The following is a 22,306-nucleotide window of genomic DNA, read 5'->3' as shown; positions in this document are numbered from 1 at the left end:
GTGAAATAGCTTCTTATGGCCACGAATCTCCGTTCTCGCATCACGGTCGGCGTGATCGCCGCTGCCACCCTCGTGGGAGCGTTCCTGATCCTGAATCGCTCGGAATCCAGCGCATCCGAACAAAGCACCGACGACGCCTACGTGCAGGCCGACTTCACGGTGATCGTCCCCCAGGTGGCAGGCGTCATCACTCAAGTGGCGGTTGTCGATCATCAGGAAGTTCAAGCAGGCGCTCCACTGGTCAGCATCGACGAGCGCGACCTGAGCATCGCGGTGGACAACGCGAAGGCACATGTCGCCAGTGCGCAGGCCGCCATCGACAGCTTGCAGGCACAGATTGCCCGCCAGCGGAGCATCATCGAGCAGGCCCACGCAGCGGTGGTTGCCACCGGAGCCAATCTCAAGCTCGCGGAGGCCAATCGCAGCCGCTTCACCAACTTGGCACGCGATGGTTCCGGCACGGTGCAGGCTCAACAACAGGCCGAAGCGCAATGGGACATTCAGCGTGCCGCGCATGAGAGAGATCGGGCCGGATTGCACTCGGCGGAGCAACAAACCGCCATTCTTCGTGCCGATCTGGAAAAGGCACGGGCTGCATTGCTTGCGGCGCAAGCGGAAAAAGCCGCCGCCGACTTGAACCTGTCCTATGCCCGCGTGACCGCGCCCGTCGGCGGCATCGTCGCTCAGCGTAAAGCGCGGGTTGGCGGCTATGCCCGCGTGGGAGAACCATTGCTGACGTTGGTGCCGCTGGATGCGGTCTATGTGGAAGCCAACTTCCGTGAGACGCAACTGGCCCGCGTGAGGGTCGGTCAGCCGGTAGAAATCGCCGTGGATGCGCTACCGGGCGTCCAGATCAAGGGACGAGTCCAAAGCCTGGGGCCAGCCAGCGGCGTGAGTTTCTCATCGGTGCCACCACACAACGCCACGGGCAACTTCACCAAGATCGTGCAACGCCTGCCGGTACGCATCCATTTGGAACCGGGTCAGGAAGATGTCCGCCAACTGCGCGTCGGCATGTCGGTACGCCCGGTCATCAACGTCAATGCAAAGGTTGTCGAGGCGCCTGGATCTGAACATGGTGCATCACGACCGACGGCTTCGCGGTAAAGGGATTCTCCCCATGTCCATCTCCCCCTTCCTCATTCGTTGCCCGCTTTTTTCCGCGCTCTGCTGATTGGACTGCTCCTGTGTGGCACGGCGCAGGCCGGGAAGCCGGCGCGATCCGATATCGTCATTGAGCGTCCCGGTATTGCGTTGGCGGCCGCGCGCCGCGTCATCGCGGCGGCGAACGCCGAGGCAGAGCGCAACAATTGGGCGATCAGTGTGGCCGTCGTCGATGTCGCGGGCGAACTCGTCGCTTTTGAAAAGAGCGACACGGCGATCGGCATAAGCCCCTCGGTGGCCGTCGGCAAGGCGCGCACGGCGGCCTTGTTGCGGGCGCCGTCCAAGCAATTCGAGGATTTCGTCAACGAAGGGCGGCCCAGCTTTTTGTCCACGCCCGGCGTCACTGCGCTGGAAGGCGGGGTTCCCATCGTCGTTGATGGCCGAGTGATCGGGGCTGTGGGCATCAGCGGCGCACACGGTGCCAACGACTCGCACGTCGCAACAGTCGCCGCAGCCGCCATCGAACATTCAAGAGAATGAGAGTGCAGCCATGAACACCTTGAAAGACAAGGCATTGGTCGTCATCGGTGGCAGTTCCGGCATCGGCTTTCGCGTTGCCCAGCTCGCAGCCGACGAGGGCGCCCGGCTACTGATCGTCGGTCGAGATGTCGGGCGCCTGCAAATTGCGCAAACCGACCTCGAAGCGCGTGGCGTGACTGTCGAAACCCGTCAGGTGGATGCCCACGACCACGCGGCGCTGGAATCGTTGTTCAACGAACTGCCCGTGTTCGACCATCTTGTCTCGATGATCGGCGACGTAATGGGTGGCGGCTTCGTCGGTGCCGACATAGCGGTGATCCGCCACGTGATTGAATCCAAGTTCTTCACCAACGTGCATATCGGGCAACTGGCTGCAACCAAAGTGCGCGAGGGCGGCAGCCTCGTTTTCACTTCCGGCACCGGCGGTCGCGCCCAGGATGCCTGCGCCAGCTACGTCGGCAACCTCGGCATCAATGCACTGGTCGAGGGGCTGGCGGTGGAACTGGCACCGAAGGCGCGGGTCAACGCGGTTTCACCGACTTGGACTGTCACGCCGTTCTGGCGCGATGTGCCGCCAGCGCAGATCGAGGCCACGCGCGATCACTTCGAGCAAGTCATCCCCCTCAAGCGCACGGCCAACATTGACGAACTGGCTTCGGCCTACCTGTTCCTGATGAACAACGGCTTCGTCACCGGACAGCATATCGCCGTGGACGGCGGAATCATGCTCGGCGCCTGACACCAGTACGTCCCTCTTCTTTCGGAGATCATCATGCACGGGTTCCAAGTCACCTTTTTCACCCAGCAGGATCGTATGCACGGTCACATGCCCCTCGCGCAATGGTTGCTCGATGAGGCGAAGAAGCTGGGTATTCGCGGAGCGACGCTGGATGGTGCCATCCAGGGTCTGGGACACGATGGCACGATCCACGCGATAAATATGTTCGACTTTTCCGACCAGCCGGTTCAGGTCACGATGGTGGTCACTGCCGAGGAAGTAGAACGCCTGTTCACGCAACTTGCCCAGGAACGGGTGCAGGTGTTCTACATGAAGGTTCCGGTGGAGTTCGGAACCTTGGGAAAGCAGGATTGAACACATGAAACAGCACCGCTACCGCATCACCGTCGAGCATCTGGCCGATGCCAACGGCCAGCCCTCCGCCTACGACAAACCGATGCAGTTCGAGGTAGGCAACCACGATGACGTGTTTGCGGTGGTGGAGCGCGTAAAGCGGCGCGGTGACTTCGACGACACCACGACGGCCGCTTTCGCAGTTGGACTCAAGCTGTTCAGCGAAGTCATGATTGAGAACCGGAGCAACTTACTTTTCGAGGAGTTCTCGCCTCATTTCTTTGAGTTCATGAAGAAATTGAAGAAGGGAATACCTCCAGACTGATACCACGTCATCGTTGCCCTAGACGCTCGCGCAGAAACTCGATGAAGCGTTGCGTTTTTGCGGGAAGCAAGCGGGTTTCGGTCATGGCATAGACGGGCATCGGAGTTCCATGCCATCCCGGCATGATTTGGTGCAACTTCCCGCTGGACAGTTCATCAGCAACGAGTTCCTTCGACATCAGAATGATGCCCATGTCGAGCGTGGCCAGGCGGCGGATCATGCCGACGCTATTGAGCTTGAATCGCCCGCCTACTGACACCGTGGCGGTTCGCTTCCTGTCATGCAACGTCCACATACCCGATTTCAAGATGGTCAAGCACTCGTGCTTTTCCAGATCAGCGGGTTTGCTTGGTTCGCCCGATCGTTCAAGGTAGCCGGGCGAGGCATAGAGGTAAGGTTTGAGCGATGTCAGCGTGCGCGCGATCAGTTGCGAGTTCTCGGACTCGCCCATGCGGATCGCCACGTCGAAGGGTTCACTGACCAGATCGACTCGGCGTGGCGTCACATCGAAATCGAAGGTAATTCCGGGATAGAGGCTGGCGAACTCGGCGATCAGCGGCGCCAGGTAGGTGGCTGCGAAATCCACCGGCATCGAGGCACGTAGCACGCCGCTGGGCTGGGCGAGCATTTCGCCGAGCTGCTCATGTGCTAGCCGGGCCTCATCGACGATGCGCTTGCATCGCTCGAAGTAGATCTGGCCAGCTTCGGTCAGTTCGATTTTCCGCGTCGTGCGATGCAGCAGGCGTAGCCCGATTTCCTTCTCCAATGCGCTGATCCGCCGTGACAGGGTCGAGTTCGGCATTCCCATCGCATCCGCGGCGCTGCGAAAGCCCTTGGCCTTGACGACCTCTACGAACAAGGCCATGTCGTTGAACAATTCCACTGCAATCTCCTTGGCAAGCCCTGTCAAGTCGCCGTCGCATAGTGAAGATAATCGGCGCTGATCCGGCTCGAATGAGTGACCAGCCCACGGACGAAGGGCAGTCGTGCCGCCTCGTATTGGGTCAGCACGGCGGCAATGGGTTCGTCTGCACGTCGTTCTGCCAGCATCTGAGCCAACACCGCAGCGTCTTCCACCCCGGTCAAGAAGCCGCGTCCCGTCATCGGTGATACGACGTGGGCTGCGTCGCCCACGATGGCCAGTACGCCCCGTGCCAACCGCTGCGGCTTGTATTCGGCGATCGGCGCTCCGCTTAACGTGTCTGCCGAGCGCACCCCGACAGATACCGCCTCGGCCCATGTCTCAGGCCAGAGCCGAGGAAGGAGCGCGAGCAGTTCCGCCCGGACATCTTCCCCGATCATCCCGCGACCGAGTGTTCCCACGATGTCACCATTGGCCGTGAGGCAGCCGGTGCGGCGCAGCAGGTCTTCCTGATGCACGTCGAACCATGCGAAGGTGACTTGCCGCTGCCCGGCCTCCACCGATCCCTCACGGCCAGGAAGCGTCGCGGCGACCAGCCGGTAGCCGCTCACGAACTCGATCCAGAGTCCGCCATTCGACGGCCAAGGGACGGGGCACGTCAGCCTTTGTTCCTCGACCAGCCCCCGCCACACGAGATAACCGGCATAGCGGGCAAACGGGGCGTCAGGCGTAATCGCCCGGCGAACGACACTGCGATAGCCGTCCGCACCGATCACTGCTGCGGCAACCCGCTCCGTTCCATCGGCAAGGGTGATTCGCGCCTGATCGCCGAAGTCCGCGACTGATACGACTGCTTTGCCTTCTTCGAGGGTGATGCCGGGTGTTGCAACAGTCCAATCACGTAGCCAAGCGTACAACGCCGGCCAGGTGGTCAACTCTCGATAGGCAGGCACCACGGGCAAGACGGGATGCGCTCTCGGGTCGTGCCCCACGGCGGTTGCCACTGCGGCGAGGTCAATGCTCAAGCTGTCGCCGCCATGCACATGGCCGACAGAACGCTCAATAACACGCACAGGCACGCCCCTCGCTGCACAGGCGAGCGCCAACGTGAGTCCGGCAAGGGAGCCGCCGACGATGATGATTTCCTGTCGTGTCGTACTCATCGAGCGCAAGTGTTCATGGAATCCACAGCGGTGGAAGGACGTGCGAAGGGATGTGGTTAGCCGCGATGCTCAAATAGGTGGCTGCGGAATCCACCGGCAACGAGGCACACCACGGAATTGGCGAGCATTTCGCCGAGTTGCTTGTGCGGCACGGTTTCATCGACGACGCGCTGATCCACCGCGATAGCGTCAATTCGGCATCCATATCGCATCTGCCTTGCCGCGAAAACGTTTGGCCGGCCTTCATGAGCAAGATCATTGTCGTTCAACCGCTTCGCCTCAACTGCTCCATTAATGGATCAATGTTCTCCAAAATACCATATTTATCCCGAATTAGAAGCGGACGATGATGAGGCTTCCACAAACGGAGAAGCATCCATGAGCACATCGAAAACTGGCCGCCTGTCAGGAAAGCGCGTTCTCATAACTGGCACTGGCGGCGGACAAGGCGAAGTCGCGCAGCGGCTGTTCGCGTCCGAAGGCGCGTCGGTCATCGGCTGCGACCTGAAAAGCGGTGCTGCCGAGCGCACTGCTGAAGAACTCAGGAAGGAAGGCTTCGATGTATTTGGAAGCACTGTCGATCTGACCGACCCTGAGCAATCTGCCGCTTGGGTGCGCGATGGCGCGGCCAGTATGGGAGGACTTGACGTTCTCTACAACAATGCGTCTGGATTCGGCTTTGCGCCATTCAGCCGCATGGACTTCAAGCTCTGGCGCCACGTCATGAATGTCGAGCTTGATCTCGTCTTTCATACGACGAGTGCGGCATGGCCGCTCCTACTCAAGAACGGCGGCTCGTTGATTAACATTGCCTCATATTCGGCACTCCGCGGCATCGAGCCGCTCGCTCAGGTCGCGCATGCTGCGGCCAAAGGCGGCGTCATCTCCATGACCCGCGCATTGGCGGCTGAAGGTGCTTCGCATGGCGTCCGTGCGAACTCGATTTCTCCTGGGTTTGTGAGTACGCCTGCAACCGACAAGGCTGTCGATCCTCAAGGCAAGGCTTGGCAGTTGAGCAAGGCACTGATTCAGCGTGCCGGCACAGGGCATGACATTGCATATATGGCCCTTTACCTGGCATCGGACGAGTCGAGTTGGGTAACGGGGCAGAACTTCAGTGTGGATGGTGGCGCAACCGCAGGGTGGCGTGACGATGCAGAAACTGCCCGGATCGCTGCGAAAGTGGCGAGCGCCTAGGTTTCGATTCCTACGAGGATGCCCCACCACAAATAGCGACTAGGTACGGCTACGAATGGGCATGAGTCCGTGCCGCGTCCAAATCTCAGTTCACTATCAAGGAACTCAATCATGAGCCAGCTTTTCACTCCCGTCCGCGTTGGACGCTACACCCTCCCGAACCGCCTGGTCATGGCCCCCATGACCCGTTCGCGCGCCGACGATGAAACCGGCGTGCCGACCGAACTGGTCGCCACCTACTATGCGCAGCGTGCCGGCGCCGGCCTCATCATCAGCGAGGGCACCTATCCCTCGGCGACGGGCAAGGGTTACGTGCGTACGCCGGGCATCATCAACGATGCGCAGGTCGCGGCCTGGAAGCACGTCACCGATGCCGTGCATGCCAAAGGCGGCCGCATCTTCATGCAGTTGATGCACGCCGGGCGCGTCTCGCACCCGTCGATGCAGCCGGGCGGCGCGCTACCCGTGGCGCCGTCGGCGATCAAGCCGGCCGGTCAGTCCTGGACTGCCAGTGGGCCGCAGGATTACGTCGTGCCGCATGCCCTGAGTGTGGAAGAGATCGCCGGCATCGTCGCCGACTATCGCACCGCCACGCGCCGGGCGCTGGAAGCCGGCTTCGATGGCGTCGAGTTGCACGGCGCGTCGGGCTATCTGCCCGAGCAGTTCCTGTCCTCGGGCAGCAACCAGCGCACGGACGAGTACGGCGGCTCCATCGCCAACCGCGCCCGCTTCGTGTTGGAGGTACTGGCGGCGATGGTGGCGGAGGCGGGCGGCGATCGCGTCGGCCTGAAGATCTCGCCCGAGATGAACTTCAACGATGTCTCCGACGCCACGCCGCAAGAAACCTACACCTACCTCGTCGATCAGGTGCGCGGCCTCGATCTGGCCTATTTGCAGGTCTCCCTGTTCGGCGCACCCAGCGCCGATTACCACGCGCTGCTGCACCCGCGCTTCAAGGGTGCCTACCTGATCGGCAGCGGCCTCGACCAAGCCAAGGCTGAAACCCTCATCAGCGAGGGCGCGGCCGATGCCGCAGTGTTCGGTGCTGCCTTCCTCGCCAACCCCGATCTGCCCGAACGCTTCCGCCTGGGTTCCGCGCTCAATGCGCCGGACAAGGACACGTTCTATTCGCCGGGTGCCAAGGGCTACATCGACTATCCCGCCTTGAGCGGTGCCGTGAGCGCCTGAGCCTGCCAGCGGCACCATTCTACGCGGAGATCTTCGATATGACGGCAACCATCCTGACCTGGCTTCTAGGCGCTTTCTTCCTCATCGGTGGTGGCGTCAACATCGTTGCGCCAGCCCCGATCCGGGCCGAGTTTCAGCGTTGGGGGTTTCCGGACTGGTTCCGTTTGCTGGTGGGTGGGCTGGAACTGGCGGCGGCAATCATGCTCTTCGTGCCGGGCTGGCGAACCAGCGGGTTCGTACTGGCTGCGGCCACGATGGCCGCAGCCACCACCATTGTTCTCTACCACAAGGAATATGGCCACGCCCTCATTCCCTGCGCGGTTCTGGCCGTGACCTGCATCGCCGCGTGGATCTGATGGCGTACCGAACCGAAGACGTGACACCCCCACTGCCGGCAAAACGTCCGGCGAACGAAACCCGGCCAGTGGCCGGATCACCCAAGGAGAAATTGTTATGAGCTACGACCGTCTTACACCCGACAATGCCGCCGTCCTTTTTGTCGATCATCAGACCGGCCTGTCGAACGGCGTACAGGATCAGAGCGTCCCCGAATACCTGGCTGCCGTGACCGGCCTGGTGAAGTTCGCCAAGGCGTTCAATCTTCCCGCCGTCATCACGACCAGCGCCAGCGACGGGCCTAACGGCCCTGTCTTGCCGGTAATCACCCAGACCCTTCCAAACGCGCCGGTCATCCATCGACCCGGCGAGATCAATGCCTGGGATAACGCCGAATTCGTCGCCGCAGTCGAGAAAACTGGCCGTAAGAAGCTGATCGTGGCGGGCGTCTCCACCGAGGTCTGCGTCGCCTTTGTCGCGCTGTCGGCGATCAATGCTGGCTACGACGTCTATGCGGTGATCGACGCCTCCGGCACTTGGAACAAGCTCGTCCAGGAGGTCGCCGTGGCACGCATGGTACAGGCCGGCATCAAACCGATCACCTGGGTTGCCGTCGGCGCCGAACTCCAGGCCGATTGGCGCAAGCCGACGGGCCAGGAACTGGGTCAGATCATGGGTGAACACCTGCCGTTCTACGGCAATCTGATCGCCAGCTTCGTCGCTGCAAAGAGCTGAACCTGTGGATCATTGACGCCTCGCTACGGCCTCAATGATTCGCAGCACGTCACTTGGTCAGTTCAATCCATGAACCAGAGGCGGTCATCATGTCCGTTATCGCTCCAATCCAGCGCGCCAACCACGGCGGCCACTTCCGGGCCTATGGCCTGCGCGGCGTAGCCGAGTTGATCGACCCATTCCTGGGGGTCGATCACTACTGGATGAGTGCGCCGACCTTTCCAGCCCATCCTCATGCCGGCATCTCGGCGGTGTCGTACCTGTTTCTCGATTCCGAGACTGGCATGGTCAACCGCGATTCGATCGGCACCCATAACCTGATTCAGCCAGGTGGCTTGCACTGGACTACCGCCGGGCGCGGCGTGGTACACGAAGAAGACCCTGCCGAAACCGGCAAGACAGTTCACGGGTTGCAAATATTCGTCGCGCTCTCTCCCGCACGGCGGAATGTGGCGCCATTTCCTCTGACGCTCGAATCGCATGACGTGCCGGTCGTGCAGTTGCCAGGGGTCAAGGTGCGTATTCCCGTGGGGAGCTTTGCAGACACACGCTCCCCTCTGAATCCACCGACCGAAGTGACGATGCTCGATATTTCACTGGAGGAAGGTGCCGAACTGGCCGTGCCCGTTTCAGCAGGCCATAGCGCCTTCGTCATGCCGATCTTCGGAAAAGTGATGGTGGATGGTCAAAACTTCGACCACAACGACCTCAAGCTTCCGGTTTTCCCGGCACAAGACAGGCTGCACGCGATCTCCCTTCAATCCCCCCGCGGCAGCTCCAAAGTCATGCTTTTCGCCGGGCCGCCGCTGCACTTCGCTACAACCTGACCACAAAGGAGTTTCATCATGGCATACGAACAATTCACCGCCGAAAACACCGCATTGCTGCTGATCGACCATCAGGTCGGCACGATGCAACTCATCAAGAACATCGACCGCGAACTGGCCGCCAAGCAGTCGATTGCGCTGGCCAAGATGGCGAAGATTCTCAACCTGCCGGTCGTGATTACGTCCAGTCAGGAAGATCGTGCCCAAGGCCCGATTCTCCCGGAAATCGCCAAGATCCTGCCCGAAGCGCACGCAGCGCGGGTCAAGCGTCCCGGTGTAGTCAATGCTTGGGCCTATCCTGACTTCCGCGACGCGGTGCTCGCCACTGGGCGCAAGAACCTGGTCATGGCCGGCGTGACCACCGATGTTTGCCTGATCTTCCCGGCCATCGACGCGGCACGCGAAGGCTTCGCCGTGCAGGCGGTGATGGATGCTTCGGGTTCGCCCAGCGATCTTTCCGAAGAATTCTCCCGCCAACGGATGCACGATGCCGGAGTAGTGCTCACCGCCACCAATACGCTCATGGCAGAGATCGCGCAGGATTGGTCAACGCCAACCGGGCAACAACTGATCGGCTTGTTGTTCAGCGATGTGTTTCCGGCCCTCGGTGCCGGTATCGCTTGAACCTCGCCCCCGACTTGTTGAACGAGGCGCCTTCGGCACTTCGTTCAACAAATAGACACTGACAAGTGCAGACACCATTGCAATCGCGGAGGAGACATGGAGTTACGGCATCTCCGCTGTTTTTGGGCAGTGCATGAAGAACTCCACTTCGCCCGTGCAGCGGAGAAACTGCATATTGAGCAGTCGCCGCTGTCACGGGCCATTAGGGAGCTTGAGGAAGAACTGGGTGCGCAGCTATTCATCCGAACCAGTCGCAGCACCCGCTTGACCCGTGCTGGCAAGCTGTTCGCAGAGCATGTGCCGCGCATCTTCCTCTCGATACAGCAGGCACGCGACAGCGTGAAGGCTGCCGCCAATGGCTTCCATCGTCAGTTGCGCATCGCCTTGTCCGACGGCATCACGCCGTCGCGCCTGCCGGCCTTGCTGGCACTCTGCCGGCAGGAAGAACCCGAAGTTGAACTGCGCTTCTTCGAGGTGCCGCTGTCGCAGCAAATCAAGGGCATTCACGACGACCTTTACGACGTGGGATTTGCCCGTTCCGATGAAGTTGACGATGGCATCGTAGCCATGCCCGTCTGGAACGATCCGTTGATGGTGGCGGTTCCGGCGCGGCATGACTTGCTCAAGTACCGAAGGATTCCGCTGGAAGAAGTGTTGCGCTTCCCGCTGGTGCTCGCTGATCCGCAGGCGTGTGAAGGTCATGCCAGACAGGTCGATAAGGTGCTGCGCCGCGTGGATACGGAACCGCTCGTTGCCGAGCGGGTCGCCTCATGCGATTTGATGATGGCACTGGTGTCCGCAGGCTTCGGCCTGGGCCTGACAGGCTATGCCCACATCGCGGCCAGCCGGGAACAGGATGTGGTCGCACGCCCCCTGGCCGCTCGCTCGCCAATGCTCACAACTTATCTTTTACGGCCAGATGGCGAGCCTTCGGATACGCTGGATCGGTTCATTGAGCGCGTGCAGGCCATTGAATCCCCGGAAACCAGCCGACCCGCACCGCGCATTGATCCCGACCCCTCGGAGGAACCAAAGCCATGAAGAAGACCATCTTGCTCTTGCTGGCCGTGATGCTGTCGGCCTGCGGCCCATCCGAAACGCCGAAGCACGAAACGCCGAAGCAGGCCAACGTGCCGACCGTGGAAGAACTGGCATCCAACCCCGAACGGCTGAAAGAACTTCGCCAGCAGTGCAAGACCGATCGCGCCAGGCTGGGGGACGTGTTGTGCAATCGGGTCGCCGAGGCCACGCGCAAACGGTTCTATGGCGACGGCAAGGTGCCTTACACACCACCGGAGAATCCGCCCAAGTTCTGATCGGGCAGCTCGGCCACGAAACTTTCAATTCATTTCTCGACACGCCGCGATACGCCAGTATTCGCGGCGTTTTTATTGCGTTCTCCGCTACTGGAAACATTGCTTTTTCCGGCATCTTGATGCCGGAAACGGTCTTTGACCGGCACCGCTTCGGCTCTGATCCTCGCGCTATGCGGCACGTCCTTGTGCCGTGCGTGAACGAGGAATCAACGCAGGAGAAATCGGGAGCCAGTCATGCAAGGTCAGGGCGTTCTGTTCGGGCAGATCGCGGTCGTCTTCGGCATCGTGATCGCCGGCGTTTGGAGTGCAACGCAGTGGACAGCCGCCGCTCTAGGCTATCAACTACGCCTTGGCTCGCCGTGGTTCGACCTCTTTGGAACGCCGGTCTATCACCCCTGGCGGCTGTTCGAGTGGTGGTTCTTCTTCGATGCCTACGCGCCGCATGTCTTCGATATTGGCGGTGGGATTGCAGGCGGAAGCGGTCTGGTGGCCGTGCTGGTCGCCATCGCCATGTCGGTGTGGCGCTCGCGGCAATCGAAGCTGGTCACGACTTACGGTTCCGCGCGTTGGGCGACTGACGAGGAAATCAAGCGCGCAGGCTTGACGCAGGCCGTCGGCGTCTTCCTGGGCCGAATGCTGGGGCGGCTCCGGCACTACCTGCGGCACTTCGGCCCCGAACACGTCATCGCGTTTGCCCCCACGCGCACTGGCAAGGGCATCAGCATGGTGATACCGACGCTGCTGTCCTGGCTCTCGTCGGTAGTCATTCACGACATCAAGGGCGAGAACTGGAAGCTGACCGCCGGCTGGCGCTCGCTGTTCTCGCATTGCCTGCTGTTCAACCCCACTGACCCGGCATCCGCTGCCTACAACCCGCTGCTGGAAGTGCGGCGCGGCGTGCATGAAGTCCGCGACGTGCAAAACATTGCGGATATTTTGGTCGATCCCGAAGGTGCCCTGGAGAAGCGCAACCATTGGGAGAAGACCAGCCATGCGCTGCTGGTCGGCGCGATCCTGCATGTGCTCTATGCAGGCGAGGATAAGACGCTGCGCGGCGTCGCCAACTTCCTCAGCGACCCGGCTTGCCCGTTCGAGTTGACGCTGCACCGGATGATGACGACGAAGCATCTGGGCAATTCACCGCACCCGGTTGTCGCATCTGCCGCGCGGGAAGTGCTCAACAAGTCGGACAACGAGCGGTCTGGCGTGCTGTCCACGGCCATGTCGTTCTTGGGCCTCTACCGCGACCCCACGGTGGCCGCAGTCACGTCGCGCTGCGACTGGCGCATCGCCGACCTGATTTCCGCTGAACGGCCGGTGTCGTTGTACCTGGTGGTGCCGCCTTCGGACATAAGCCGCACCAAGCCACTCGTGCGCCTGATCCTCAACCAGATCGGCCGCCGGCTTACCGAGTCCCTTGATGGTTCCGATGGCATCGAACGCAAGCGCGAATTGCTGCTGATGCTCGATGAGTTCCCTGCGCTCGGCCGACTGGATTTCTTCGAGACGGCCCTAGCGTTCATGGCTGGCTACGGCATCCGCAGCTTCCTCATCGCGCAATCGCTCAACCAGATCGAAAAGGCCTACGGCCCGAACAATTCCATCTTGGACAACTGCCATGTGCGAGTGGCGTATGCCACCAACGATGAGCGCACGGCCAAGCGCATTTCCGAAATGCTCGGCACCGCCACCGAACTGCGCGCGCAGCGCAACTATGCCGGGCACAGATTGGCCCCTTGGCTTGGGCATCTGATGGTGTCACGTCAGGAAATGGCGCGACCGCTGTTGACGCCGGGTGAAGTGATGCAGCTTCCACCCGACGAGGCGGTAGTGATGATCTCCGGCCATCCGCCGATCAGGGCGCGGAAGCTGCGCTACTACGAGGACGAGAACTTCACACGGCGCGTACTGGCTCCGCCCAAGCTTGCGGCCGGGCAGTACGCCGACGCGCCGCCATCGAGGCCCGACGACTGGAGCAGCTTGGCGATCCCGGCCATGCCTGCGGCACCGGCCACGGCATCCGCCGATGACCTTGGCGGTGCCGACGACGGCGGCCCGCGCCGTCAGCCCGAACTCTCCGAAACCGTCGCCTATGACCCCGAGCCGGACGCGCACGCGACCGACTTGGCGCTGCTCGATGACGACGACCTGCCGCTGCCGCTTCCCGGCCAGCTCGACCCGGCCATGCAGCGCACGGCCCGGCTGGCTTCCCTCGACCAACACGACGGAATCGAGCTATGAGCCACTACCGCCTCAATCTGTTCATCCAACCGGAGCACGCCAAGCGGCTGGACGAACTGGCCGCGAGGAAAGGCGTGTCCAAGTCGTCCATCGTTGCGGCGGCGCTGGCGTCCTGGCTGTCGCCGGATGCCGGCGACCAGCGCGAGGCCGCCATCGCCAAACGGCTGGATCGGCTGTCGCGGCAGGCCGAGCGCCTGGAGCGCGACCAGAACATCCAGATCGAGACGCTGGCGCTGTTCATCCGCTACTTCCTGACCGTCAGCACGCCGGTTCCCGAAGCCCATCAGGACGCGGCCCGCGCCCAGGGCAAGGCGCGTTTCGAGCAATTCGTGGAGCAGCTTGGCCGCCATCTGCTGCGCGGCCGCAGCCTGGTGCGCGACGTGGTGGAGGAACTGCACCCCGACCCGGTGCGGATGGACGACGCGGCGGCGCTGGCCGAAGCCCAGGAGCGTGCCTCATGAGCGCCGTTCCGCAGACCCCGCCCGAACGCTCATCCACCGCGGCCTCGCTGGATCGCCGCATCCAGATGCTGCGCACGGCAATGGGGCCGGTCATCGCCGCCGCGCTGGCCGACCCGGACGTGGTGGAAATCATGCTCAACCCCGACCGCACCCTATGGGTGGATCGGCTGTCGTCGGGCCGCACGCCGCTGGGCGTGGAACTGTCCGAAGACGATGGCGAGCGCATCATCCGCCTGGTGGCCGCGCACGTCGGCGCGGAAGTGCATCGCGGGCGGCCGCTGCTTACGGCAGAACTGCCGGAAACCGGCGAGCGGTTCGAGGGCATCTTGCCGCCGGCTGCACCTGGGCCAGCCTTCGCGCTGCGCAAGCGCGCAGTGAGCATCATCGGCCTGGATCGCTATGTGGCCGACGGCATCTTGACCGACGAGCAGGCGGAGTTTCTGCGCTGCGCCGTGCGCGAGCGCCAGAACATTCTGATCGCCGGGGCGACGAGCAGCGGCAAGACCACGCTCGCCAATGCCTTGCTTGCGGAAATCGCCGCCACCGGCGACCGCGTGCTGGTGCTCGAAGACACCATCGAGCTGCAATGCGCCGCCCGCGACCATGTGCCGCTGCGCACCCGCGCCGGCGTCGTGTCGATGACCGAGCTGGTGCGCGCCACGATGCGCCTGCGGCCCGACCGCGTGATCGTCGGCGAGGTGCGTGGCGGCGAAGCCCTGGACTTGGTGAAGGTGTGGGGCACGGGGCACCCCGGCGGCATCGCCACCATCCATGCCGGTTCCGCGCTGGGCGCGTTGCTGCGCCTGGAACAGTTGATTCTCGAAGTCGCGGTGAACCCGCCGCGTGCGCTGATCGCCGAGGCGGTCAACGTCGTCATCCACATCGCCGGACGTGGCCGCAAGCGCCACGTCGAAAGCATCGCCCGCGTCGTCGGTTTCGACGCCGCCGGCTACCGCCTGGCGGACGCGCTGGAAACGCCGTTTCCCGAATTGCCGCTGGTTTTCCCCGCAGCCGATGCCGCTGCGCCTTCCCCGTCCGCCGACCACCTTGGAGAACTGCCATGACGCACGCCCATGCTTTCCGTATTTCCGTAAATCCGGTTTCGACCCTCGCACGCTTGCGGCGGCTGGCCGGCCCTGCGCACCACGGCCTGCTGCTGGCCGCCGCCATGCTGATGACGGCAGGCACCGCGAAGGCGGCCGGTTCCTCGATGCCGTGGGAAGGCCCGCTGCAATCCATCCTCGATTCCATCCAGGGGCCGGTCGCCCGCATCGTCGCCGTCATCATCATCATTGCCACCGGCCTCGCGCTGGCCTTCGGCGACACGTCCGGCGGCTTCCGCAAGCTCATCCAGATCGTGTTCGGCTTGAGCATCGCGTTCGCCGCGTCCTCGTTCTTCCTGTCGTTCTTCAGCTTCTCCGGCGGGGCGGTCGTATGAGCACCGCCAACGACTTGCCGGGCTTCGAGGTGCCGCTGCATCGCGCGCTGACCGAGCCGATTCTGCTGGGCGGTGCGCCGCGCACCGTGGCGATCGCCAACGGCACGCTCGCCGCTGCCGTGGGCCTGGGCCTGCAACTCTGGATTCCGGGGCTGGTGCTCTGGATCGTCGGCCACTCGCTCGCCGTGTGGGGCGCGAAGGTCGATGCGCAGTTCATGCAGGTGTTCGCCCGGCACATCAAGCACAAGTCGCTGCTGGACGTGTGAGGAGGACACCGCGATGCTCAACCTCGCCGAATACCGCCAGCGCCCGGCCTTGCTCGCCGATTGGCTGCCGTGGGCCGGGCTGATCGCGCCGGGCGTCGTACTCAACAAGGACGGCAGTTTCCAGCGCACGGCGCGGTTCCGCGGCCCCGACCTGGACAGCGCCACACAAGGCGAACTGATCGCCGCCACGGCGCGGGCCAACAACGCGCTGCGCCGGCTGGGTTCGGGCTGGGCCTTGTTCATCGAAGCCGAGCGCCGGGCGGCGGCGGACTACCCGCACTCGGATTTTCCTGAACCGCTGTCATGGCTGGTGGACGAGGAACGCCGCGCCGCGTTCGAGGAATCCGGCCATCACTTCGAGAGCGGCTATCACCTGACGCTGGCCTATCTGCCGCCCGAGGAATCCCGCGCCCGCGCCGCCAAGCTGCTCTACGAGAACTCGCCGGGCGATGGCGTGGACTGGCGCGGTCGGCTCGATGCTTTCGTGGCGGAAACCGATCGCGTGTTCGACCTGCTCGACGGCGTGATGCCGGAAATCGCCTGGCTCGATGACGCCGAAACGCTGACCTACCTGCACGCCACGGTGTCCACACGGCGCTACCGGCTCGGTGTGCCGGACGTACCGTTCTACCTCGACGCACTGCTGGCCGACGTGCCGCTGATCGGCGGGCTGGCGCCGATGCTGGGCGACCAACACCTGCGCGTCGTGACCGTGCGCGGTTTCCCGACCTCGACCTGGCCGGGGATTCTGGACGACCTCAACCGGCTCGGCTTCGCGTACCGCTGGAGCACGCGCTTTATCTGCATGGACAAGTCGGAGGCCGAAAAGGAACTCGGCCGCCTGCGCCGGCAGTGGTTCGCCAAGCGCAAGAACGTCCTCGCCTTGCTGCGCGAAACGATCTTCCAGCAGGAATCGCCACTGGTCGATACCGACGCGAGCAACAAGGCGGCGGATGCCGACGCTGCGTTGCAGGAGTTGGGCAGCGATCAAGTCGCCTTCGGCTATCTCACCGCCACGGTGACAGTGTTCGATGCCGACGCCGACGTGGCCGACGAAAAGCTGCGCATGGTCGAACGCGCCATCCAAGGCCGGGGCTTCGTGACGATGCCCGAAACCCTCAATGCCGTGGAGGCGTGGCTGTCGTCCGTCCCCGGCAATGCCTACGCCAACGTGCGCCAGCCCATCGTTTCCACATTGAATCTGGCCCACATGATGCCGCTGTCTGCGGTATGGGCTGGGCCGGAGAAGAACGCTCACCTTGACGGCCCGCCGCTGATCGTCACCCGCACCGATGGCGACACGCCGTTCCGGCTGGTGACGCACATCGGCGACGTGGGACACACGCTGGTTGCAGGGCCGACCGGCATGGGCAAGTCGGTCTTGCTAGCAACACTGGCCTTGCAGTTCCGCCGCTATTTCGGCTCGCGGGTCTTCGCCTTCGATATGGGGCGCTCGATACGCGCCACCATCCTCGGCCTGGGCGGCGAATACTACGACCTCGGTGCCGATGGCGCGATCGCGTTCCAGCCGCTCGCCCGCATCGACCGAGAGAGCTATCGCACCTGGGCCGCCGAATGGGTGGAAGGCCGCTTGCTGCACGAGGGCGTGGCGGTCGGCCCGGACGAGAAGGCGGCGATCTGGTCGGCGCTCGGCAGTCTCGCCGGTGCGCCGGTCGAGCAGCGCACGATGACGGGGCTTTCCGTGCTGTTGCAATCGAACGCGCTGCGGCAGGCGTTGTCGCCCTATGTGCTCGGCGGCGCGCACGGCAAGCTGCTGGATGCGGATGCCGACCGACTGGGCGCAGCCGACATGCAGTGCTTCGAGATGGAAGAACTGATGCACAGCAAGGCCGCCGTGCAAGCGGTGCTGCGCTATCTGTTCGCCCGCTTCGATGAGCGGTTCGATGGCGCACCCACGCTGCTGATTCTCGATGAAGCCTGGTTGTTCCTCGATGAACCGTCTTTCGCGGCGCGTATCCGGCAATGGCTCAAGACGCTCCGCAAGAAAGAGGTCAGCGTCATCTTCGCCACGCAGTCGCTCGCGGACATCAAGGATTCGAGCATCGCGCCCGCGATCATCGAAAGCTGCGCGAGCCGGATTTTCCTGCCGAACCCGCAGGCCACCGAGCCACAAATCAGGACGATTTACGAAGGTTTCGGCCTCAACAGCCGGCAAATCGAGATCGTCGCCACCGCGCAGCCCAAGCGCGATTACTACTACCAATCGCGCCTCGGCAATCGCCTGTTCGACCTCGACCTGGGGCCGGTCGCGCTCGCGTTCGCAGGCGCATCCACACCGCAAGACCAACGCGACATAGACCGCGTGCTGACGCAAGCCGGCGCTCCCGGCTTCGCCGGCGCGTGGCTGCGCCATCGCGGCCTCGATTGGGCTGCCGACCTGCTGCCGTCCGCACCGGCGGCGGCTTCCTTCCTCGCTACGCAACCGCTGGAGGTTTCGCCATGAAGACCCGTGTGCTTTCCATTTCGCTCGCCGCCGCGCTGACCGGCTCGCTGATGCTTGCCCAGCCGGCGGCGGCCATCACCGTGTTCGATCCGTCGAACTTCGTGCAGAACACGCTGACCGCCGTTCGCACGCTGGAGCAGATCAACAACCAGATCAACCAGCTCCAGAACGAGGCGCAGATGTTGATGAACCAGGCCCGCAACTTGGCGACGCTGGACTTCAACATCATCAACCGCCTGCGTTCGACGCTTGCCACCACCGAACGCCTGATTGCCGAAGCGCAGGGGCTGGCCTACGACGTGACGAGCATGGATCGGGAGTTCGCGCGCCTGTATCCCGAGCAGTACGCCGCCACCGTCAGCGGCGACCGCATGGCGCAGGACGCCCGCGAACGCTGGCAGAACAGCTTGAACGGCCTGCACACCGCGATGCGGATGCAAGCCCAGGTGTCGCAAAACCTGACCCAAGACGAAAGCGCGCTGGCCGATCTGGTCAGCCAGAGCCAGTCCGCCACCGGCGCGCTGCAAGCGATGCAGGCGACGAACCAACTCCTTGCCTTGCAGGCCAAGCAGTCCATCCAGGCGCAGCAGCTCCAGATCACGCAAGACCGTGCGGCCTCACTGGAACTGGCGCGGCAGGCCGCCGCCGTCGAACGCGCCCGCGAAGTGCGGCGGCGCTTCATCGGCACCGGCACGCCGTACACGCCGCAGCGCGTGGATTTCTACTCCAACTGACGGGAGACACGGCCATGCGATGCGTCCTTGCCCTGTCGATGTTGCTGCTGGTCGCGTGCGGCCAGCAGCCGGCCGATGACCTGGCCGATACCTTGGCCGCCGATCCCGTGCGGCTCAAGGCGCTGCGCACGCAATGCGCGGCCAACCGGCAGGCCGTGGGCGAGGACGATTGCCGCGCCACCGCCGAAGCGTTCCGGCGGCGCTTTTTCGCCGGCCACACCGGGCCGGACGAATACAACTCGCTGGCCGACCTGCCGCCGATTCCGGCGAGCTTCGACGCGCCCACCGACGACATGCAGGGAGGCGATGCGCCGCTCGCCTTCACGGAGGACGAGCGATGAACGACGTGACCATCATCGACCGATTTCTGGACACGTTCTCGCGCTACATCGACTCCGGTTTCGGCCTGCTGCAAGGCGAAGTCGCGTTCCTGACCGCCACGCTCATCGTCATCGACATGACGATCGCCGGGCTGTATTGGGCCTTGAGCCACGCCACCGGCCAGGGCGAGGACGTGATCGCCAAGCTGCTGCGCAAGACACTCTACGTCGGTGCCTTCGCCTACATCATCGGCAACTTCAACCTGCTGGCCGGCATCGTGTTCCGCTCGTTCGCCGGCTTGGGAATAACGGCCACCGGCTCGGCCATCACGATGGAGAACTTTCTCCAGCCGGGACGGCTGGCGAAGACCGGCATCGACGCCGCCGCGCCGATTCTCGACCAGATAGGCGACATGGCCGGCTTCCCCGAAGTGTTCGTGAACCTCGATCCCATCGTGGTGATGTTCCTCGCGTGGCTCGTCGTCGTCCTCTGCTTCTTCGTGCTGGCGGTGCAGCTCTTCATCACGCTGATCGAGTTCAAGTTGACCACGTTGGCCGGTTTCGTGCTGGTGCCGTTCGCGCTCTGGAACAAAACCTCGTTCCTTGCGGAAAAGGTGCTCGGCAACGTGGTATCGGCGGGCATCAAGGTGCTGGTCCTGGCCGTCATCGTCGGCATCGGATCGGGCCTGTTCGCCGAGTTCCAGGTTCATCCCGACGAGCCTTCCATCGACCACGCCCTTGTCGTGATGCTGGCCTCGCTCGCCTTGCTCGCGCTCGGCATCTACGGGCCGGGCATCGCTACCGGCCTCGTGTCCGGTGCGCCGCAGCTCGGTGCGGGTGCAATGGCCGGCGCGGCTCTCGGTGCTGCTGGCACCGCCATTGCCATCGGCGCCGCCGCAACCGGCGTGGGCGGTGCCGTGGCCGCTGGCGCACGCATGGCGCCTGCCGCCGCCAAGATCGCCGGCGCCGGTGCGCGTGCCGCTACCTCGGCAGCCAGCAGCGCCCGGTCGGCGTTCCAGGCCGGTTCCGCCGCTGCGGGCGGCGGTGCGAAAGGTGCGATGGCGGGCTTGGGCAATGTCGCCAAGACCGGCGCACAGGCTGCGGGTCGCCGCGCCGCGTCCGGCGCTTCCGCTGCCGGGCAGAAGATGGCCGGCTCCTTCCGGGCCGGATGGAACGGCTCGGCTGGCGAAGGTGCCGGGGCCGCGTCCGCTGGTGCAAGCGAAGCCGCCGGCAACGCCGCCAATCCGCAGCAGCAACCCGGCTGGGCCAAGCGCCTGCATCGCCGCCAACAGATCACCCATGCCGCCACGACTGTCGCGCACACGCTGCGCGGCGGGGATGGCGGCGGCTCGGCGCAAGGGCCGAGCCTGCGCGATTCCGATTCATAAGGAGAACGAGCCATGCGATTCAAGCGACCGCAGGTGCGCTACGCCGATACGCCGCAGCCTGCCACCCCGTATCAAGCCGCGGCCCAGGTGTGGGACAAGCGCATCGGTGAGCCTCGCGTGCAAGCCAAGAACTGGCGGCTGATGGCTTTCGGTTGCCTCGTGCTCGCGCTGCTGATGGCCGGCGGCCTGGTGTGGCGTTCGGCGCAGTCCATCGTCACTCCCTACGTCGTGGAGGTGGACAAGACCGGCCAGGTGCGCGCGATCGGCGAAGCCGCCACGCCGTACCGGCCCGCAGATGCGCAGATCGCCTACCACTTGGCGCACTTCGTCACGCTGGTTCGCTCGCTGTCCATCGACCCCATCGTGGTGCGGCAGAACTGGCTTGATGCCTACGACTACACCACCGACCGCGGCGCAGCCGTGCTCAACGAGTACGCCCGCACCAACGACCCGTTCGCGCGTGTCGGCAAGGAGTCGGCGACGGTGCAGATCACCAGCGTCGTGCGCGCCAGCGACACGTCTTTCAACGTGCGCTGGACGGAGCAGCGATTCGTCAACGGCGCACCCACCGGCACCGAACGCTGGAACGCCGTCGTTTCCATCGTCCTGCAAACCCCGCGCACCGAGCAACGCCTGCGCAAGAACCCGCTGGGCATCTACGTCAATGGTCTGTCGTGGAGCCGCGAACTCGATGCGTCCGAAGGAGCCAAGCCATGAACCTGCATTTCCGTATCTACGCTTTCGTGCTGACCGTGGCGGCCCTGTCGGGCTGCGCCTCGCAGGGCAAGCCGCCGCCGCGCATTTCGCTCGATGAGCCGGTGCAGGCGCAACCGCTGCCTGAACCGCCCAAGCCGGTCGAAGTGGTGGAGGTGCCGACCGTGCTGCCGATGCCGGCGCAGATGAAGCCGCTGCCGGAGGTGGACGAGGCCAAGCCTGCGCCGGAGCCTGCCGACGAGACCGTGCGTGTGTCGAAGGCAAATGCCGAGGCACGCATCGCGCCGACGCGCGAGGGCTACGTCAACGCGATTCAGGTCTGGCCCTTCACCGACGGCGCGCTGTATCAGGTCTATGCCTCACCGGGGCGCGTGACCGTGATTTCGCTCCAGCCGGGCGAGGAACTGGTGACGGTCGCCGCCGGCGACACCGTGCGCTGGATCGTCGGCGACACGTCCAGCGGAGCCGGCGACGCACTGCGCGTCAACGTGCTGGTCAAGCCCATCCGCTCCGGCCTCAAGACGAACGTGGTCATCACCACCAGCCGACGCACCTACCTGATCGAGCTGACCTCGACGGACAAGGCATGGATGGCGTCGGTGTCGTGGGAATACCCGAAAGACCGGATGCTGGCCTTGCAGCGCCAGGCGCAGGCCGCGCAGGCGAGTGCGCCGGTCGATACCGGCTTGTCGCTGGAGAAGATCCGCTTCCGCTACGCGGTCAGCGGCAGCAATCCGCCGTGGAAACCGCTGCGCGCCTTCGACGACGGCGAGAAGGTCTATATCCAGTTCCCGCCCGGCATCGCCCAAGGCGAGCTGCCGCCGCTGTTCGTCATCGGCGCGCAGGGTGACGGACAACTGGTGAACTACCGCTTCCGCTCACCGTATTACATCGTGGATCGACTCTTTGGCGCGGCCGAACTGCGCCTGGGCGGCGACAAGGGCGACGTGGTGCGCATCGAGCGCACGGATGGCACGCAGGGGAACTGACC

Annotated in this window: 27 protein-coding genes; 24 read left to right on the top strand and 3 right to left on the bottom strand. The window is 63.9% G+C overall.

What is annotated here, in order from left to right; all coding sequences use genetic code 11:
* The first annotated feature begins 15 nt into the window (after positions 1-15).
* The 5 genes from PKO50_RS24860 to PKO50_RS24840 all read left to right on the top strand — a co-directional run bounded on the left by PKO50_RS24860 (position 16) and on the right by PKO50_RS24840 (position 3,041).
* Entirely contained in the window at positions 16-1,107 is a 1,092-nt protein-coding gene (locus tag PKO50_RS24860; protein ID WP_275627535.1) for an HlyD family secretion protein, read from the top strand.
* A 147-nt stretch (positions 1,108-1,254) separates the two neighbouring features.
* Positions 1,255-1,644, top strand: coding sequence for a heme-binding protein (locus PKO50_RS24855; protein ID WP_275627534.1), 390 nt, complete (start codon positions 1,255-1,257; stop codon positions 1,642-1,644).
* A gap of 10 nt (positions 1,645-1,654) precedes the next feature.
* Positions 1,655-2,383, top strand: coding sequence for an SDR family oxidoreductase (locus tag PKO50_RS24850; RefSeq protein ID WP_275627533.1), 729 nt, complete (start codon positions 1,655-1,657; stop codon positions 2,381-2,383).
* 33 nt (positions 2,384-2,416) lie between these two features.
* On the top strand, positions 2,417-2,737 hold the full coding sequence (locus PKO50_RS24845) for a DUF190 domain-containing protein (protein ID WP_275627532.1): 321 nt from the start codon (positions 2,417-2,419) through the stop codon (positions 2,735-2,737).
* Between the two features lie 4 nt (positions 2,738-2,741).
* Positions 2,742-3,041: a DUF3861 domain-containing protein gene (locus tag PKO50_RS24840; protein WP_275627531.1), complete on the top strand. Its 300-nt coding sequence runs from the start codon at positions 2,742-2,744 to the stop codon at positions 3,039-3,041.
* Between the two features lie 7 nt (positions 3,042-3,048).
* Here the strand turns inward: PKO50_RS24840 and PKO50_RS24835 are convergent, their stop codons facing one another.
* Genes PKO50_RS24835 through PKO50_RS24825 form a run of 3 tightly spaced genes read right to left on the bottom strand, consistent with a single transcriptional unit; the run spans position 3,049 to position 5,335 of the window.
* The gene (locus PKO50_RS24835; protein WP_275627530.1) at positions 3,049-3,924 is read right to left on the bottom strand and encodes a LysR family transcriptional regulator; all 876 of its coding nucleotides are present in this window, start codon (positions 3,922-3,924) and stop codon (positions 3,049-3,051) included.
* Between the two features lie 23 nt (positions 3,925-3,947).
* Complete coding sequence (locus PKO50_RS24830) at positions 3,948-5,066, bottom strand: FAD-dependent monooxygenase (RefSeq protein WP_275627529.1); 1,119 nt, start codon at positions 5,064-5,066, stop codon at positions 3,948-3,950.
* A 56-nt stretch (positions 5,067-5,122) separates the two neighbouring features.
* Positions 5,123-5,335 (bottom strand): hypothetical protein, encoded by a 213-nt coding sequence (locus PKO50_RS24825; RefSeq protein ID WP_275627528.1) that lies wholly within the window; start codon positions 5,333-5,335, stop codon positions 5,123-5,125.
* A 109-nt stretch (positions 5,336-5,444) separates the two neighbouring features.
* Here PKO50_RS24825 and PKO50_RS24820 point away from each other — a divergent pair, with 109 nt between their 5' ends.
* The 19 genes from PKO50_RS24820 to trbG all read left to right on the top strand — a co-directional run bounded on the left by PKO50_RS24820 (position 5,445) and on the right by trbG (position 22,304).
* Positions 5,445-6,263: an SDR family NAD(P)-dependent oxidoreductase gene (locus tag PKO50_RS24820; RefSeq protein ID WP_275627527.1), complete on the top strand. Its 819-nt coding sequence runs from the start codon at positions 5,445-5,447 to the stop codon at positions 6,261-6,263.
* A gap of 111 nt (positions 6,264-6,374) precedes the next feature.
* Positions 6,375-7,451 (top strand): alkene reductase, encoded by a 1,077-nt coding sequence (locus PKO50_RS24815; protein WP_275627526.1) that lies wholly within the window; start codon positions 6,375-6,377, stop codon positions 7,449-7,451.
* A 38-nt stretch (positions 7,452-7,489) separates the two neighbouring features.
* Positions 7,490-7,807 (top strand): DoxX family protein, encoded by a 318-nt coding sequence (locus tag PKO50_RS24810; protein WP_275627525.1) that lies wholly within the window; start codon positions 7,490-7,492, stop codon positions 7,805-7,807.
* A 91-nt stretch (positions 7,808-7,898) separates the two neighbouring features.
* A complete protein-coding gene (locus PKO50_RS24805) occupies positions 7,899-8,522 on the top strand; it encodes an isochorismatase family protein (RefSeq protein ID WP_275630525.1) in 624 nt (207 codons plus the stop codon).
* An 89-nt stretch (positions 8,523-8,611) separates the two neighbouring features.
* Positions 8,612-9,349 (top strand): pirin family protein, encoded by a 738-nt coding sequence (locus tag PKO50_RS24800; protein ID WP_275627524.1) that lies wholly within the window; start codon positions 8,612-8,614, stop codon positions 9,347-9,349.
* An 18-nt stretch (positions 9,350-9,367) separates the two neighbouring features.
* Positions 9,368-9,973, top strand: coding sequence for an isochorismatase family protein (locus tag PKO50_RS24795; RefSeq protein WP_275627523.1), 606 nt, complete (start codon positions 9,368-9,370; stop codon positions 9,971-9,973).
* A 96-nt stretch (positions 9,974-10,069) separates the two neighbouring features.
* Positions 10,070-11,014 (top strand): LysR family transcriptional regulator, encoded by a 945-nt coding sequence (locus tag PKO50_RS24790; RefSeq protein ID WP_275627522.1) that lies wholly within the window; start codon positions 10,070-10,072, stop codon positions 11,012-11,014.
* Entirely contained in the window at positions 11,011-11,289 is a 279-nt protein-coding gene (locus PKO50_RS24785; RefSeq protein ID WP_275627521.1) for an EexN family lipoprotein, read from the top strand. The genes PKO50_RS24790 and PKO50_RS24785 overlap by 4 nt, the downstream gene beginning before the upstream one ends.
* A 234-nt stretch (positions 11,290-11,523) precedes the next feature.
* Positions 11,524-13,530 carry a conjugal transfer protein TraG gene (locus PKO50_RS24780; RefSeq protein ID WP_275627520.1) on the top strand — a complete coding sequence of 669 codons (2,007 nt, stop codon included), beginning with the start codon at positions 11,524-11,526 and terminating at the stop codon, positions 13,528-13,530.
* A complete protein-coding gene (locus tag PKO50_RS24775; protein ID WP_275627519.1) occupies positions 13,527-13,991 on the top strand; it encodes a CopG family transcriptional regulator in 465 nt (154 codons plus the stop codon). The genes PKO50_RS24780 and PKO50_RS24775 overlap by 4 nt, the downstream gene beginning before the upstream one ends.
* Entirely contained in the window at positions 13,988-15,055 is a 1,068-nt protein-coding gene (gene trbB, locus PKO50_RS24770) for a P-type conjugative transfer ATPase TrbB (RefSeq protein ID WP_275627518.1), read from the top strand. The genes PKO50_RS24775 and trbB overlap by 4 nt, the downstream gene beginning before the upstream one ends.
* On the top strand, positions 15,052-15,429 hold the full coding sequence (locus tag PKO50_RS24765) for a TrbC/VirB2 family protein (protein ID WP_275627517.1): 378 nt from the start codon (positions 15,052-15,054) through the stop codon (positions 15,427-15,429). Before trbB ends, PKO50_RS24765 begins: the two co-directional genes overlap by 4 nt.
* A complete protein-coding gene (locus tag PKO50_RS24760) occupies positions 15,426-15,695 on the top strand; it encodes a VirB3 family type IV secretion system protein (protein ID WP_275627516.1) in 270 nt (89 codons plus the stop codon). The genes PKO50_RS24765 and PKO50_RS24760 overlap by 4 nt, the downstream gene beginning before the upstream one ends.
* 13 nt (positions 15,696-15,708) lie before the next feature.
* Complete coding sequence (trbE, locus tag PKO50_RS24755; RefSeq protein ID WP_275627515.1) at positions 15,709-18,159, top strand: conjugal transfer protein TrbE; 2,451 nt, start codon at positions 15,709-15,711, stop codon at positions 18,157-18,159.
* Complete coding sequence (gene trbJ / locus PKO50_RS24750; protein ID WP_275627514.1) at positions 18,156-18,893, top strand: P-type conjugative transfer protein TrbJ; 738 nt, start codon at positions 18,156-18,158, stop codon at positions 18,891-18,893. Before trbE ends, trbJ begins: the two co-directional genes overlap by 4 nt.
* Positions 18,894-18,907: 14 nt before the next feature.
* Positions 18,908-19,234 carry a hypothetical protein gene (locus PKO50_RS24745; RefSeq protein ID WP_275627513.1) on the top strand — a complete coding sequence of 109 codons (327 nt, stop codon included), beginning with the start codon at positions 18,908-18,910 and terminating at the stop codon, positions 19,232-19,234.
* Positions 19,231-20,601 (top strand): P-type conjugative transfer protein TrbL, encoded by a 1,371-nt coding sequence (trbL, locus tag PKO50_RS24740; RefSeq protein WP_275627512.1) that lies wholly within the window; start codon positions 19,231-19,233, stop codon positions 20,599-20,601. The genes PKO50_RS24745 and trbL overlap by 4 nt, the downstream gene beginning before the upstream one ends.
* Before the next feature lie 12 nt (positions 20,602-20,613).
* Positions 20,614-21,318: a conjugal transfer protein TrbF gene (gene trbF / locus PKO50_RS24735; RefSeq protein WP_275627511.1), complete on the top strand. Its 705-nt coding sequence runs from the start codon at positions 20,614-20,616 to the stop codon at positions 21,316-21,318.
* Positions 21,315-22,304, top strand: a complete 990-nt coding sequence (gene trbG, locus PKO50_RS24730) for a P-type conjugative transfer protein TrbG (RefSeq protein WP_275627510.1) — start codon at positions 21,315-21,317, stop codon at positions 22,302-22,304. Before trbF ends, trbG begins: the two co-directional genes overlap by 4 nt.
* The last annotated feature ends 2 nt before the right edge of the window (positions 22,305-22,306 follow it).

The organism is Pseudomonas sp. 273 (assembly GCF_029201425.1).
In the GTDB taxonomy this organism is placed as follows: domain Bacteria; phylum Pseudomonadota; class Gammaproteobacteria; order Pseudomonadales; family Pseudomonadaceae; genus Pseudomonas; species Pseudomonas delhiensis.
The sequence above is the reverse complement of the archived record's forward strand: the minus strand, read 5'-3'. Positions and strand labels throughout refer to the sequence as shown.